The organism is Paenibacillus sp. A3, from assembly GCF_001399685.1.
In the GTDB taxonomy this organism is placed as follows: Bacteria; Bacillota; Bacilli; order Paenibacillales; family NBRC-103111; genus Paenibacillus_G.
The window spans coordinates 1-15,392 of record NZ_JTHN01000032.1 but is presented as its reverse complement, the minus strand read 5'-3'; the positions used below and the strand labels follow the sequence as shown (position 1 = coordinate 15,392).

Below are 15,392 nucleotides of genomic sequence, written 5' to 3'. Positions count from 1 at the left end.
AGCGCTCGCGAAAAGAAATTGATATTTTTCCTAAAATTCCAGAAATCCAGAACCCGTCATTTCTTTCATAAACGCTACGTTTTGCACTATAATGATAGAGTTGTTTGAATCATAGCAGCAGGTTTACTGTCATCAGGGGGTTAGAGAAGATCGAAATGAAAAAAAACAGCATTGAAGAAATACATGTTTTACGGGCGCTTGCCTTTCTGGCCGTCGTGCTGCAGCACTCGATCGGCCACTATTTGTCCGAGCCGGATACAACGCTTTCGGATGGCGTGATGTTTACACTTTTTCTTCTTATTTCCAAGTTTGCCGTTCCGGTGTTCATCTTTATTACAGGTCTCGTGCTGTTTTACAATTATGACGGGCCGCTTCGTTACGGTTCGTTTCTGCAAAAGCGGCTGAAGGACATCGGCGTCCCGTATTTATTCTGGTCCCTCATCTATGCTGCTCCCGCATTGCTGCAGAGCACCGGCCTCTTCACAGGCGTACAGCAGTTCGCGGGGCTGGCATTCACCGGCAAAGCCTCGTATCACTTATGGTATATTGTGATGATCATTCCGTTTTACGTGACGTTTCCGCTTTGGCGCTGGGTGATCCGTAATGTGCAAAGCCGGATCTTGACATCTGGGCGCGCGATCGCCGCTATGGTGCTTTTGGCTGCCGTATATGTGTATGGCATGACTTTAATATGGCCGATTTACCAGGCGGCGGAGCAATGGAATCTGCCGGTGCTGACCCCGATGCTGACCGAATATGCAGACCGCAACTCGCTCTATTTCTTCTACTACTTCGTCCTTGGAGCGGTCTCCGGTTTGGCGCTAACGCACTGGAGGGAATGGCTGAGACGCAACGGGCCGCTGGTGTATGCCGTTTTTTTTAGCTTGTCCGCTTACTTGACGTATCGTGTCGTTGCCGGCTTCGAAAATAACCCCGCTTCTCAGAATCACTACGAGGACTTGCTTTTGCTGCGCCCGGTGACGGCGGTTTTCTTGATCGTTTCGATTCTTGTGGCATATAAGTTCGGAATACGGGCCGCCGAATCCGCGAAGGGACTTACGCGCCGTATGCTCTGGATGGTCAGCCACTATTCCTATGGCGCATATTTGATCCATGCGTTGGTGCTGACCTGCTCTACCTTGCTCTCTGACGTACTGCTCCCGCAGGTGAACGTCACGCTTCGCATGATCCTTGCCTTTATTCTTTGCTCGGCGATGTCGGTGCTGGCCACATTTGCGCTGTCCAGGATTCCGTTCCTCGGGCAATGGATGACCGGTTTGGGGAAAGCAAAAAAGAAACCGCAGCCAGTTCCCGGCCTGTCGGCAGACAGCATGAAGGGCTAAAATCGCTAAATTCGGGAGCTTCATGTCGCGGAGCAGATTTTCGAGCCTCGCCCGGCACCTGCTTTTGTAATCCAATTGTCAGCGGCGCGTCATTGTCACACCGCTTCGTTCTTACTATGCTGATAGAGATGGACATCTTTTAGCAAAAGGAGGGTCGCCGTATGCTTTATGCGGCTCTAACGCTGCTTGCCGTGCTGCTGGTCGCAGGTGTGCTCAAGCGGCTGGGCGCGAAGGCCGTCTATTCCACGGCCCTGCTCTTGTCGGTGCTGTTATCGCTTGTAGCCAACTTCGGTCTGGGGCAAAATTACTTTTACAATCTGATTCCCGGCATGCATGACGGAGGCTTATGCATCTCCAATCGGGTAGCTTATTTGATCATCGGCGACGACCTGTGGACGCAAGCGCGCTTTCGCATCGCCTTCGAACGGTCCGTCTGGATTACGATCCTTCTGATCGTGGCTTATGCCGCCGCAAAAATCGCAGAAAACAAAACGGAACGAAGCAAGTCTCCGTCCCGTTTGACACGATATCAATAACCGAAATCAAGCGTTTTGCCCGTTTCGGCGTAGGTTTTGATGTTGCTCAAAATCATGGGCCAGCTTTGCTGGACGTTCTCGTACGACGGGTGATCGGCCGGCCACCGGTCGTTGACCAGCGTCAGCTTGGTGCAGATGCCCATAGGCTCCAGCGTGAACGTGATCCGGGTCTCCAGCTCGGCGTGGTTTTCTCGGTAAGACGGTCCGGCATGCTCGGTCACGCTGAGCAGACGGTTCGGCTCGATGGCGAGCACCTTGCCGTAGACGTGGACGGTTTCGTCTCCGTCGTTTCCAGGTCCCACATACGCGTAATCGGCGCCGACCTCGAAGGTGGAGCGGATCGTACAGCCGAACATTGTCTTTTTCACGCCTTCGTCCGAAATCAATACCTGCCAAACGTCCTCCGGCGACGCTCCGATATAGTAATGGTAAACAAGATCCATCCTTATCCCTCCGCGCATCAATGAATTTGGAATTGCAATCGGACGCCCCGACTGCTACTCTTACTATACATTCGGCTGCGGACAAGCGTATAGGAAAAACGCGACAGAACGATTTTCCCGCAAGACGGAACAAGGGAGAGATTTGATGCATACGACTGCCGATGAGACCCCAAGAGGAATACTGCACCCGAAAACCGGCGAAAAAAAGTTTGTGTTATCCCGCTTCCGGCCTTCAGCGGAGATTGGCTTTTTTGTTCAGCGTTATTGGGTCGTTAAATGGGACTTGCGCGGAGAAGCGCCGTATCGTCAGACGGTATTGACCCACCCGAACGTCAACCTGGTGTTCGAACCGGAGCTTACGCGCATTTACGGCGTTGCCAGCGCAACCTCCTCTCATTTGCTGCAGGACCAAGGCTGGGTGCTTGGCCTGAAATTCAAGCCGGGAGGCTTCTATCCTTTCCTGAACGAGCCGGTATCCCGGTTGACGGACAGCTCCGTCAGCTTTCGTGAAGTGTTCGGTATGGACAGCGGTCCGTTGGAGAAAGAAATTTTTGCCCAAGAGGAGATCGAGCCGGCGGTGAGCCGAATGGAAACGTTCCTTAGTGAGCGGCTCCCGGCGCCGGACGACAACGTCAGCTTTGTCAGCGACATCGTCAGCCGCATCCAAAACGACCGGACCATCGTCAAAGTGGATGACGCCGTGCGCCAAACCGGAGTGCACAAGCGGACGCTGCAGCGCTTGTTCGACCGCTATGTCGGCGTAAGCCCCAAATGGGTCATTCGGCGCTACCGGCTTCATGAAGCGGCCGAGCAGATGCATCATGGCTCCGTTCCCGATTGGTCGCAGCTTTCCTTGGCGCTCGGCTATTACGACCAATCCCATTTCATCCGCGATTTCAGGTCGATCGTGGGGCCGTCGCCGGAGCAATACGTCAGAAAGCATCATTCCGGCTAACCCGAATAAGCAAGACAAGCGCGTGGAGCAGGTCCGGTTCGTTGGAACCGGGCCGCTTTGTCGTGCTCCGGAATCATTCGACGCCGTCCGGCTCGTGCTGCCACGGGTCGGGCAGCAGTCCCGTGTACTTGGCGGAAGGCGACTGGAGATCGCGCTCCAGCACGAACTTCGAGCGGTCGCCGCGGAATATTTCCTGCGAATGTTCCAGCGGCATGCCCGCCGTATCATAGGTAACCGAGCGAACCATCAAGGCGGGAGCCCCGACGGCGACCTCCAAATATTCGCTGTACTGATCGTCGGTCAGGATCGGCTCGATCCAGTCGACGCATTTGCTTAATTGATGCCCGTACTTGCTGCGGAACACGTCGTACAGCGAGCCTTGAATTTCCTCAAAGGCAAGACCCGGCGCGACCTTCCACGGAATATACGTAATGGAATATTTCAAGGGCGCCCGGTCTACATACCGCATGCGGATCAGCTTGAAGAGCGGGTCCGTTTCGGCGACGTGCAGCATCTTGGCCAGTTGCGCGGTTGCCGGCACCACGGCGAATTCCAGCACCTTCGTTTCGCCGGATAGCCCCAGGCGCTTCATGTAATCGTCAAAGCTGATATAGCTGGATAGCGGCTGCTGAATTTTGGAAGAAGCGACAAAGGTGCCCTTGCCTTGCGTTTGCTCGATATGCCCCTCCAGCTTCAAATGATGCAGCGCTTGTCGCACCGTCGTCCGGCTCACCTCGAACTGCTCGCACAGCTCGTATTCGGTCGGCAAGCGGTCCCCCGGCCGGTAGCGTCCCGACTCGATCAACTCCAGAATGCGGCCCTTCAGCTTATGATAGAGCGGAGCGTCCGCTTTCGTTTTCGCCACGTTAAAACCTCCGATATGAACCCGTAGTCATTGTTCCAGTACATTCGATACAAATTTAGATACAACTATAGGATACAATGTTGAAGATAGGTATTCAAGGGCTTGTTTTATCCGAAAATGACCCGTTGACGCAGCACGAAAGGCATGTTAAATTTGTAGTGACAAATACAAATAAATAATATTTGTAATAACAAATACTTCTTGGAGAAGGAAAGGAGTCGGCTTCAGCATGCGCTATATCATCGGCGTAGATGGCGGCGGAACCAAGACGTACGCGGTCGTTATCGACGAGCAAGGGAACAAACGGGGAAGCGGCATTGCCGGATGCGGCAATCACCAGATTGTCGGCATCGAGAAGGCGCTGGGGCATATCCGGCAATCGGTAGAGCTGGCGGTCCAAGGGGCCGGCCTGACCTATGCCGATATCGCCTTCGTCCAGTACGGCCTTGCGGGTGCGGACCGGGAGCACGATTTCTCGATTCTTCGTCCTGCGCTGGCAACGCTGCCTTTTGCGAATTGGGACGTCGTCTGCGATACGATGGAAGGCCTTCGCATCGGCTGTCCGGACAATGCGGGTGTCGTGCTCGTCTGCGGCAGCGGCACCAATGCGGCGGGACGCAACGAGGAAGGCCACACGATTCAAACCGGAGGCCTCGGAACGCTGTACGGCGACGCCGCAGGCAGCCACTACATGGCGACGCGGACATTCCAAGCGGCGGTTCGCTCCTGGGAATACCGGGAAATTCCGTCCGTTCTGCAGCACAAAGTGCCTCGTTATTTCGGTTTCGATACCGTCGAGCAGATGGTGAATGATTTTCTGGACCGGGATATCTATTCGCTGCGGGAGGGCAATCTCGCGATCGTGCTGCACGAGGCGGCTGACGAAGGCGACGCCCTGGCGATCCGCATCCTGCAGGAGACCGGCCGGGAGCTCGGCATTGCGGCGTGCTCGGTCATCCGCAGGCTGGGCGGCTTCCGGAAGGAAACGATTCCGATCGTGCTGGTTGGCAGCGTCGTGCAGAAAGGCCGCAATCCGCATTTGCTCGCCGCCTTGGAGGAGACGGTCCGGCAGGAGCACGGCTCCATCGAACTGATCATTCCGGAGATGGCTCCGGTCTACGGCGCCGTGCTGCTCGGCATGGACCATCTGGGTTTGGCGGCAGGCGAAGCTATTCATTCCAAATTTGCAGCTTACGGAGGGTATGAAGCATGAAAAAGGAATCGTTAAAAGTAGCCGTTATCGGCGGCGGCTCTTCCTACACGCCGGAATTGATCGAAGGCTTCATCAAACGGTATCCCGAGCTTCCCGTGAAAGATTTATACCTGGTCGATATCGAAGCAGGCAAGGAAAAACTGGAAATCGTCGGCAACCTGGCCAAGCGCATGCTGGAAAAAGCGAACGTCCCCATCAATCTCCACTTGACGCTGGACCGCCGGGAGGCGATCCGGGATGCCGACTTCGTCACGACGCAGCTTCGCGTCGGTTTGCTTGCGGCACGTGCCCGGGACGAGCGCATTCCGCTGCGCTACAATCTGATCGGGCAGGAAACGACCGGCGCAGGCGGCTTCGCCAAGGCGCTTCGTACGATTCCGGTCATTCTGGACATTTGCAAGGACATGGAAGAGCTAGCTCCCAATGCTTGGCTGCTCAACTTTACGAATCCGGCAGGAATCGTGACGGAAGCCGTGCTGAAGCATTCCAGCATCCGGACGATGGGGCTCTGCAATTTGCCGATCGGCACACGGATGCAGATCGCCAAGGCGCTGAACGTCGACGTCTCCCAAGTGGACATCGAGATGATCGGCATTAACCATCTGAATTGGACGACCCGCGTGATCGTGGACGGCGTCGACGTGACCGGGCAGGTGCTCTTCCAAGCGGCAAGCGGGCAAAGCGGGTTTACGATGAAAAACATCCCGGATTTCGGCTGGGATCTCGAATTTTTGAAATCTCTCGGCTCGCTTCCGTGCGCTTATCACCGTTATTATTATTTGCGCGACGAGATGCTGAAAGAGCAGCTCCATGCGGCGGAAACGACCGGCACACGGGCCGAAGCCGTGAAGAAGGTCGAGGACGAGCTGTTCGAGATGTACAAAGACCCGAATCTGAGCGTCAAACCCCCGCAGCTCGAAAAACGCGGCGGCGCCTATTATTCCGAAGCGGCGCTGAATCTGGTCTCTTCCATTTACAACAACAAAAAGGATATCCAAACCGTCAACGTACGCAACAACGGCATCATCGGATGCCTGCCGGACGACGTTTCGGTAGAAGTGAACTGCGTGATCGACGCGAACGGCGCCCATCCGGTGCAGCTTACGACGCCGATCGACGCGAAAATCCGCGGGCTGCTGCAAGCGGTAAAAGCTTATGAGGAGCTGACGGTCGAAGCTGCCGTCACCGGGGACTACGGCACCGCGCTTCAAGCGCTGACCCTCCATCCGCTCGTCGGCTCCGCTTCGCTGGCCAAGTCGGTGCTGGACGATATTTTGCGGGAAAACAAAGCGGAGCTGCCTGCTTACTGGCAGCATTATTAGCCACGCCGCACTCTCCTATACGACAAGATCCCGCTGGCTCCTTTTGGAGCCTTCTTGGCGGGATCTTGCAATTTTTGAACTTGGCTAGGCCTTCATTCGCATAAGGCGCTGCAGCTCTGACCAGCGAATCAAACGGATGCCTTCGGAAGCGATCACCTGACGAATGATTGGATCGCGGAACACCTCAAACTCCATTCCCCTTTTTTCCCAATGGGAATGAATGGCCTTGAGCTCTTCGTCGATCCGCGAAGGATGAATGATGATTTCCGTGATGCCTGGCTTCAGCGAACGAAGCAACACCGCCATGCTGTCCCGGAACGAATCGTACGTCTCCCCCGGCCCCTGCACGAAGGGCAGACTGCGCAGGTGATCGATGATCGCGACGCCCTTCCGGTCGGCCAGCGCTACCCGCTCTTCCGCAATCTTGTACGCTTGCGGCGGAATGCCCGGGTCGCCGGGTTCCAAAAACCGGGGTAAGCGAAACGGCAGCCCGTAGGCGGTGCAAACGTCCAGGACGATCTCCAGAAAGTCCCGGCCCGTATGCAGCCCGTACAAGCTCCCCATATGATTGTCCGCATGGCTCGGATTCAGACCCATCCGCAGCGCCAGCTCGATCTGGCTCACGATCTCCCGGCGGATGTCGTCCGGGTCCGCTTCGCGTTCGACGGTCTCGCTGTCCGCAGGAAAATAGCCTTCCGCTGTGAGGAGTGAAGCGACCGGGCATGAGCGGGTGACGGGACCCCATTTGTAGGTCGGCCATTCGCTGGTGAAGGTCAAATGCACGCCAACGTCGCAAACCGGATGCTTTGCCGCCCAGCTCACCGCTTCCTTTGCCCATGGACAGGGCATCATGACTGTAGCCGACGATACAGCGCCCTCCAGCAACAACTGCTGTACCCCTTCGTTCGTGGCATGGCACATTCCGAAATCGTCGGCATTGACGATTAAAAGTGTGTCGCTCTTGCCGTATCCCAATGCTTCGGCAGTATTCACGCCAATCTCTCCTTATTCGGATCGTTTAAACTGTGCGTGCGTAGTCTCTTCCGGAAGCTCAAACGCCCGGAGCGCCGCATCTAGCTCGCGCCGGTAAAAACGAAGCTCAACGACCTGTTCCTTGTCTCTTTTGTATCGTAGCGCATCGGATCTGTCTCCATCTCTGTTTATATATGAGCTCCTTATGCTGCTATTTTAGCATACTCTTTCCAGCTTCTGAACCGCCGACATAAAAAAGCAGGCTCTCGCTGAGAGAACCTGCTTCTTCGGATAGGTCATATACACGTTGCGGTTAAAAACCTTCCTATTGCTTCAGAACGCCGACAAGCCGCTTCGCTTCGCCCGTCGGGGTCGTGATCACTTCGTAAATATTAATGTCCAGCGGATACTCGTGCTCTTCGGTACGCAGAGTATCGAACTGAATAAACTGGACGCCGCTGATCAACCGGTTGACGCCGCTGAACGGTAGCGACTTGGTCGACAATATTCTGCCCGTCTTATCTACCAGCTCCAACTGCATTTTGGACGAATTCGGATCGACGACGACATGCTCGTTCCGGGCAATGTCCATATCTAGCTTCATACGGTACGTATAGCTGATTGGCGTATTCGGAGAAAGCGCCGAAGGTACGTTATACCGCGCGTTCAGCGTCCAGTCGTTGAGCTTCACCTTGAACGGATAGAACGACATATTTGCCAGATCCAGCTTCGTTTCCTGCATGGCCACACGGTACGCCCCGATCGCTGTCGAGGCCGGTGCTGCCGTCTTCGCATCCGTGAACTTCAGAACGTATTGCTCGTCCTGGTTCTCGGTCGGCATGTTGAACGCATAGCTGACGGCATAGCTCGTTTGCGGCATAATTTCCGTTATCGTCCCCGCTTGCCGATTGCCGGAATACGTCATGCCCTGTGACGTAATCAACTTCGTCTGGAACGTCGGCACCGGAACCGGCAGGTCGCTGTTGTTCGTGAGCAGCAGCTTCGCAATCACGGTCTGATAGCCTTCGCCGTCGTTCTCATGACGATGGAACTCGACCATCGACACGGACAGGTGCGGATCGATCGTATCGGACAAGCTATCAAATGTGAAAGGCTGGCCCAGTTCGTAAGGCTTGGCCGCATTGAATTCCGTCGTGCTGCTCGTGACCGGCAGCGCCACCTGATAACGTCCCACGCTGTAGGAAACCTGGCTGGGCTGGCCCTTGGGATCGAGCTGGCGGAACGTTTCCGGGGTCAGTACGTTGAAGCTCGTGAGCACGGTATCTTTATCGGTCGGGATGGCGAAATGGATGTACCGCTGCTCCTTCGGTTCAAGCACCAGCGGCGACGCCTCGACCCGTTTTCCCGGGAAGACGGTTTTATCGGTCCTGCCGTTCCCATTCGATTTGCCGTCCATGGAAAAATCAGGAACAGCCTCTTTGGTCGCGGACGGATTCTCCACGCGCATCTTCACCGTCGTTACCGGACCTTGCGGCGTATTGTCCCGGTTCACCGAAACCGGCGTATAAACGAGCGGCGATTCCAGCGCCGGACTTAACGTAAAGGAGCGCTCCCACGGCAGCACCGATGAAGCGGAGTTCGTGAAGCTCGACAGCGGTCCGGTCCATTCCTGCCCTTTCACCGGCACTGCAAGCTGCACGGTCTCCTTCTTCGGATACGAGTACCAATCGACGGCATACCAGACGAGTTCAGTCAACTCCGACGGGTCCCGACGGTCCACCTTGACGAGGAAGTTCAATTCCTCGGTCGTGCCCGGCCGAATGGCATGGGCGTTAAACACGCTCGCTTGCATCGGATATTCGTACCCGTCGGCGGTTTTAACGCGCAGCTCCAGGTCCGGAATTTTCGCCACCTTGGCGTCCGAGCTCCGAACCCGCACGACCGCAGCGATGCGTGTGCCTTCACTGGTCGTTTCGTTCAGCAGGCTCTTGATTTCGACCTGCAGCTTATCCGTTAGCGCATAGCTTTGCAGCTGCGGCGTTCCGGCGATCGTGCCGGATGCCTGAGCCGGCTTCGACGCGTCCGCCGCTGCGACAGCCTCCGGTGCAACCGAAGCCGCCATGGCAGGCGGAATGGATGCCGTACCGAGCAGGGAAGCCGTCAATACGACGGATAGTGCTGTTTTTTTCCATTGATGGTTCGAATTCGTCATGCTGCAACCTCTCCCACTGTTGAATTTACCTTAGCCCGGCGCGTCTCCCACATCGTCAGCAATCCGACGGCAAGCGACATCACGCCGATCATCACTACAAATACACCGAGTTCCCTTGCGAAATATTCAAGCGCGCCGCCGCGGTAGCCGATGCCCCGAATGAATTTGAACAGCCAGGTCAGCGGCAGCATGTTGCTGACCGCTTGAATCGGCCCGGGGAATATAATCGTGGCTACCTGCACACCGGACAGCATGAAGGACGGGTACACAATCGCATAGGTGCGAAGCGCCACCTTCGACGGGTCCGCCGCCGTCCAACCGACGACCATGCCCATCAGCGTGACCGTCAGCGTGTAGAGCAGCAGCGGAACCAGAAATTCCAGCGGATTCCCGACAAATCTCAGCCCGCCAAGCTGCTTCAGAAGTCCAAAGGCCAGCATCAAGCTGATGCATGAGATGACCGCGTACGGCAGCACGCGCGACCAGAGCCCGATCGGCGAACGAAGCGCCTCCTCCAGCCGGCCCTCCACCCGCAAACGAGGGACGATCGATGCCCCGGCGATGGCGGTAATCCCCAGAGCCACTACATTGACGAAACCGACAACCATAAAGCCTATAAAGTCGGAGGTCGGGTTAAACAGCAGCCGCTGCTGCAGCGAGAGCGGGGAGGCAATCCCCATCGCCGCATCGTCGCCGAGGCCCATGACCTTCAGCTTGCCTACGGACAGCGTTGTGTTTTCGATCGTAATGAGCTCCTGCATTCCGGAACGTATGTTCCCGATAGCCGACGGCATCGAGTTGTCGATGAGCAGGCCTACATTAATTTGCTTCCCTTGGAAACGGTACTGCTCCATTCCCCGCGGCAGGTACATGATGACCATATATTTTTCATTCGCCATCAGCTTTTCCGGCGGGATCGCCTCGTGGAACACGTCCACGACATTCATATATTGGGACGCGTTCACCTTGTCGATAAACTGCTGGCTGTACAAGCTGTTGTCTTCATCGACGACCGCCATCGGCGCTTCGTTGATTTGACCGTTCTTGAACATGTAGCCGAACAGTGCCGCCACGATAAGCGGAGCGATCAGAATCGCCAGGACGAATTTGCCGGATAGCGCGTATTTCGTTTCATCGAGCAGGGATTTCATCGACATGTACCTCCGCTGTCATGCCCGGCAGCAGCTTGTCGGTCCGCTCTACGTAGACACGCACTTGGAACGAGTTCAAATCTGCGGTACCTTTCTCCCGGCTCATGCGAAGCGCGGCGAATTGCGGCGCGGCCGTGACGAACTGCACTTTGCCCTCCACTTTGTCCGGCAGCGCGGCAAAATGCGTCGGAACAACGGAACCGGCCTGGAACTTGCCGACTTGTCGCTCATCGACATACAAGTCGTAATAGAGCTTGCCCGTTTCCAATACGACGACCGGCATCCCGGAGCCGACATTCTCGCCCGTCTTCGGCATGATTTTGACCACTTTGCCATCAGCCGGAGCGCGCAGCGTGAAGCGGTCTTTCTGCACCTTCAGCGATTCCATCAAAATGTTCAATTGCTCCAGCTGCTTGTTCAACGCCTCAATGCCGATTCGCTGGTTCGCGATATCGCCTTCGGCGAGCTGCTGCTGCTCGACGACCGCCTTGGCGCGGTCCGCTTGCAGCGCCGCCAGCTTGCGTTCTTTATCCGTAGCGCCGGCGAGCATTTTATCCAGAACGGCCTTCTGCTGGTTTCTCGCATTCTCCAGCGTCGCTACCTGGCTGCGCGCATTCTCGACCGCGTCGCGGTGATCCTTGTACGAATACGGATTATTATCGTACGTCTCTTCCGTATTGAGCAGTTGGTTGTACAGCTTGAGCGCATGCGTGTAGGCTTCCTCCGAGGCCGCGACGGCAAGCTTCTGCCGTTCGATGTCCTCGCTTCTTGCTCCGTCCGCCACCTGCGCCTCCTGCGTCTCCGCCTGCGACAAGCCGAGCTGCGCCTGCTTCACCGCATTGCCCAGCTTGCTTTGGGCGACTTGGATGCCGTCTTCCGCCTGCTTGATCTTTAAAGTAGTAACCTCCACATCGGCCTGCGCTTTGCGGAGCTGCAGGTCGATATCCGTCGGATCAAGTGTCATCAGCACGTCGCCCTTACGCACCGTCTGCTCTTCTTTGATCGGCAGATCGATGATTTTACCGCCGACGCCTTGAAACGAAACATTCACCTGCTCTGCCGTCAGAATGCTTCCTTTATTGGAAGAAGCCAGCGTTACCGCATCCTTCCCCTGTGCCGCAAGCATCCAGCCTCCTCCACTGAGCGCTAATGCCAATACGACGATCGCCGCCACTTGTTTCTTCATTTCCTCCGTTCCCCTCTCCCGATGCTTCTCTTCTCTATATCTTGCTTTTGATTCCGTTCAAAATGAATTTGGTTGTCAGTTCCACAACCATTTTTTCGGTCTCGGCCGCCGTAGGCTGGTTCGATTCGTTCTCGTCCTGAAATACGGGGTCGAGAAACGGGCTGCTGCGCGAAAACACAAGCGTACCTACGATAAAATGCACTGTATGGCGGGTCGAATCAAACTCAAACTGCCCCTTGGCTTTGCCCGCTTCAAGAATGAGGCGCAGCTGTCGCCACAGTACGTGGATGATCGACTGAAGCTTCTCCAGCCGCGGGCTCTCCATCATGACCTCCTGCTGAAGGATGTTGATCAGCTCCGGCTCCGCCAAGCGGAAGAGCGCAAACTCACGAACGAACGCTTGCAAATCCTGTGCAGGATCTTCGAGGTCGTACTCCGCTGCCAGGAACGCCGGGGCGAACGTTTCGAACAGTGCGTAGAACACGTTCTCCTTGCCGCCGAAATGATAAGACACCAGAGCGAGCGCCACTCCCGCTTCATCGCAAATCTGCCGTACCGTCGTGCCCTCGAAGCCTTTTTTTGCGAACAGCTTCTTGGCGGCGTTCAATATTTTCAGCTTGACGTCTTTTCCCTGCGCTTCTGGTTTCATGAAGACCTCCCTTTCGATTCGAACACGAATTTGAACGTTTGTTTTGAACGTTTGTTCAAGTGATCTCTGATTGGTATTTTATACTGGATAATCTAACCTGTCAATAGAAAACTAACCATTTTTTTTACCTGATTTAGGAGGATGTCTGACTTGGTTGCACAGCTATTTTTGCACTAGTGCAAAATATTTGTATTTACGAAAAAAATCTTTGTGTAGTACAATTTGTTCTGTTTCTAAACAAACAATACAGGAGGACATGGGGGAGTGTATTTTAAAATCATACCTAAGTGGTTTAACCTCGTGCTTGCTTTCTTAATTCTTTTTTCATCATCCCCCGCCGGCTTCGCGATGGCGAATGCCAATACCATGGAATCGGCGGCTCGGCCATTGCCTGATGAACGCAAGCTCCATGCGGCGACAGAGAAAATCGATGTGCAGCTTCAAGAAGCATTTGATCAAGACGCTTTCGTTTCCTATCTTGTGAAATTTAACGAGCAGGTCGATGTCGAGCGGATCTCCACCCAAGCCCGGCAGCGGTCCTCATTCATGAAAGAAACGTCCGCCAAGCGGAAAGCGTCCGTCAGAAATACGGTTATTCATACGCTGCAGGATACGGCGGAACGTGCCCAAGCCGGCATCTCAAGCGACCTGGAACGAATGGAAAAAACCGGGCAAGTCAAGGACTATAAACATTATTTCATCGTAAACGCGATGGCGGTCACGAGCACCAAAGAGGTCATGGAGCAAATCGCCTCCCGCCCCGATGTGGAAAAGGTGCTGCCAAACCAGGTATACCAATTGAATAAAGCGCCGGAGCAAGCGGACGGACGTGCCCTGCCGCAACCGGCCGGCTCCGACAACGTTCCTTGGAACCTGAAAAATATCAACGTTCCGCAGGCTTGGCAAATGGGCTTTGACGGAACGGGAATCGTCGTGGCGAATATGGATTCGGGCGTCGATTATACCCACCCCGCACTCCAACGAAATGGAGGGGGTTCGACGCGCAAGGAAATATCGTCAACCCGGAATTAAGCTGGTATGACGCCACGCTCGAAATGAAAAAGCTGCCTTACGACGGCGACGGCCACGGCACACACGTAATGGGCACCATGGTCGGCTCCGATCCGGAAGACGCCAATAAGATCGGGGTAGCGCCGCAGGCCAAATGGATGGCCGCCCGAGTATTTGATTCGAACGGCCAAACGACGGATTCGGCCATTCTGGATGCCGGCGAATGGATTTTGGCGCCGAAGGATAAGCACGGCAACGCGCACCCCGAATTGGCTCCCGATATCGTGAACAACTCCTGGGGGAATATTCCGGCAGGAAAAAACGAGTTTTTCCTGGACATCGTCAAGTCGTGGCGGGCAGCCAACATCATGGCCTTTTTCTCCGCGGGGAATACGAAGCCTCCGGACAATAACGGCGGACCTGGTTCCGTTACCGCTCCGGCCAACTATCCCGAATCGTTCTCCACCGGAGCCGTCAATTACCAGAATCAACTGGCCGCTTTCTCTCTGCGCGGACCTTCGCCTTACGGAACGGTGAAACCGGAAGTGGCGGCGCCGGGCGTAAGCATCCGCTCTGCCGTGCCCGGGGGCGGGTACAAATCTTTAAACGGCACGTCCATGGCAAGCCCTCATACCGCCGGGGTAGCCGCCCTGCTGCTGCAGGCCAATCATTCGTTAACCGCCGATCAAGTGGAAGCCATTTTAAAGGAAACGGCGGTTCCGCTAACGGACAACGACTATCCCCAAGTTCCCAGCAACGGCTACGGATGGGGGCTGATCAACGCCTTGAATGCCGTATCGTCCTTGCAGCAAGGGATAGGAACCGTGGAAGGCATAATCTCGATCGACGGGAAGGACGCCGATCTGCCGGTTATCGCGCATACGCCCATTCCGCTGGCTTTCAACGTGATGGATCTGACCGTTGCCGCAGACGTCAAAGACCAGACGGGCATAACCGGTGCGGAAGTGTCGGTTCGGGCGAAGGGCGCGGACGATTGGACATCCGTACCGATGCAGCTCGTGTCGGGCGATGCGAAGGACGGCCAGTATGAAGCCGATATTCCGAAATCGCTGCTGACGGTCCCCGGTGTAGACTATAAGATCCGCGCGACGGATTTTGGCGGGAATACTACGGAAACGACGGTTTGGTCCATTGAAATCTCCGAAGGCGTCAAGCTCGGTTATAAGCAAAATTTCGAAGAACATATCCAAGGCTTTGAATTTGGCGGCGATACCGGAATCTGGGAATGGGGAACGCCGACGAGCGGTCCCGGCAAAGCCTATTCCGGCACCAAGGTGCTCGCTACGAAACTGGACGGCAAATATCCCGTCGGAACCAAAAGCTTCGTCGTGATGCCCCTTATCGACTTAAGAGACGGCCGGCATACGATATTGTTCTTCAGGCATTGGTACAAATTATGAAACTGGATTTACGCAATTTTCGATCAGGCCGCAGTTTTCGTCGTTTCTCGCCAAGTGTGTTTTGGCTTCGGTCGGGTCATGCACTTTGCCTTTCACAGCTACGGCTGGAAAACCGATTCCCTCGATTTGTGGCCTTATGACTGTCGAAAGGG

14 protein-coding genes are annotated in these 15,392 nt (G+C 55.5%); 7 read left to right on the top strand and 7 right to left on the bottom strand.

The annotated features are described in order from the left end of the window. The first annotated feature begins 155 nt into the window (after positions 1-155). Positions 156-1,343, top strand: coding sequence for an acyltransferase (locus tag QJ48_RS04790; protein WP_054972508.1), 1,188 nt, complete (start codon positions 156-158; stop codon positions 1,341-1,343). A 161-nt stretch (positions 1,344-1,504) separates the two neighbouring features. Beyond that, positions 1,505-1,879, top strand: a complete 375-nt coding sequence (locus QJ48_RS04785; protein ID WP_054972507.1) for a hypothetical protein — start codon at positions 1,505-1,507, stop codon at positions 1,877-1,879. Here QJ48_RS04785 and QJ48_RS04780 read toward each other — a convergent pair. After that, entirely contained in the window at positions 1,873-2,322 is a 450-nt protein-coding gene (locus tag QJ48_RS04780; protein ID WP_054972506.1) for an SRPBCC family protein, read from the bottom strand. The genes QJ48_RS04785 and QJ48_RS04780 overlap by 7 nt on opposite strands. 145 nt (positions 2,323-2,467) lie before the next feature. Here QJ48_RS04780 and QJ48_RS04775 point away from each other — a divergent pair, with 145 nt between their 5' ends. Further along, positions 2,468-3,277, top strand: a complete 810-nt coding sequence (locus QJ48_RS04775) for a helix-turn-helix domain-containing protein (RefSeq protein WP_054972505.1) — start codon at positions 2,468-2,470, stop codon at positions 3,275-3,277. A gap of 73 nt (positions 3,278-3,350) precedes the next feature. Here the strand turns inward: QJ48_RS04775 and QJ48_RS04770 are convergent, their stop codons facing one another. Further along, the gene (locus tag QJ48_RS04770) at positions 3,351-4,142 is read right to left on the bottom strand and encodes a GntR family transcriptional regulator (RefSeq protein WP_063858020.1); all 792 of its coding nucleotides are present in this window, start codon (positions 4,140-4,142) and stop codon (positions 3,351-3,353) included. 229 nt (positions 4,143-4,371) lie between these two features. Here QJ48_RS04770 and QJ48_RS04765 point away from each other — a divergent pair, with 229 nt between their 5' ends. Continuing rightward, positions 4,372-5,355, top strand: coding sequence for an N-acetylglucosamine kinase (locus QJ48_RS04765; RefSeq protein ID WP_054972504.1), 984 nt, complete (start codon positions 4,372-4,374; stop codon positions 5,353-5,355). Beyond that, entirely contained in the window at positions 5,352-6,677 is a 1,326-nt protein-coding gene (locus QJ48_RS04760; protein WP_054972503.1) for a 6-phospho-beta-glucosidase, read from the top strand. Before QJ48_RS04765 ends, QJ48_RS04760 begins: the two co-directional genes overlap by 4 nt. 84 nt (positions 6,678-6,761) lie before the next feature. Here the strand turns inward: QJ48_RS04760 and QJ48_RS04755 are convergent, their stop codons facing one another. The 5 genes from QJ48_RS04755 to QJ48_RS04735 form a co-directional block, all read right to left on the bottom strand. After that, a complete protein-coding gene (locus QJ48_RS04755; protein WP_054972502.1) occupies positions 6,762-7,670 on the bottom strand; it encodes a polysaccharide deacetylase family protein in 909 nt (302 codons plus the stop codon). 304 nt (positions 7,671-7,974) lie between these two features. After that, entirely contained in the window at positions 7,975-9,822 is a 1,848-nt protein-coding gene (locus QJ48_RS04750) for a hypothetical protein (RefSeq protein ID WP_054972501.1), read from the bottom strand. Then, positions 9,819-10,973, bottom strand: coding sequence for an ABC transporter permease (locus QJ48_RS04745; protein ID WP_054972500.1), 1,155 nt, complete (start codon positions 10,971-10,973; stop codon positions 9,819-9,821). The genes QJ48_RS04750 and QJ48_RS04745 overlap by 4 nt, the downstream gene beginning before the upstream one ends. Continuing rightward, positions 10,954-12,159, bottom strand: a complete 1,206-nt coding sequence (locus QJ48_RS04740; RefSeq protein WP_054972499.1) for an HlyD family secretion protein — start codon at positions 12,157-12,159, stop codon at positions 10,954-10,956. Before QJ48_RS04740 ends, QJ48_RS04745 begins: the two co-directional genes overlap by 20 nt. 34 nt (positions 12,160-12,193) lie before the next feature. Next, positions 12,194-12,808 (bottom strand): TetR/AcrR family transcriptional regulator, encoded by a 615-nt coding sequence (locus tag QJ48_RS04735; protein ID WP_054972498.1) that lies wholly within the window; start codon positions 12,806-12,808, stop codon positions 12,194-12,196. A gap of 264 nt (positions 12,809-13,072) precedes the next feature. On the opposite strand from QJ48_RS04735, the gene QJ48_RS38510 reads away from it, so the two are divergent. Both QJ48_RS38510 and QJ48_RS38505 read left to right on the top strand, forming a co-directional pair. Then, entirely contained in the window at positions 13,073-13,840 is a 768-nt protein-coding gene (locus QJ48_RS38510; protein WP_054972497.1) for a protease inhibitor I9 family protein, read from the top strand. Positions 13,841-13,863: 23 nt separating this feature from the next. After that, positions 13,864-15,240, top strand: a complete 1,377-nt coding sequence (locus QJ48_RS38505) for a S8 family serine peptidase (protein ID WP_054972496.1) — start codon at positions 13,864-13,866, stop codon at positions 15,238-15,240. Positions 15,241-15,392 lie beyond the last annotated feature (152 nt).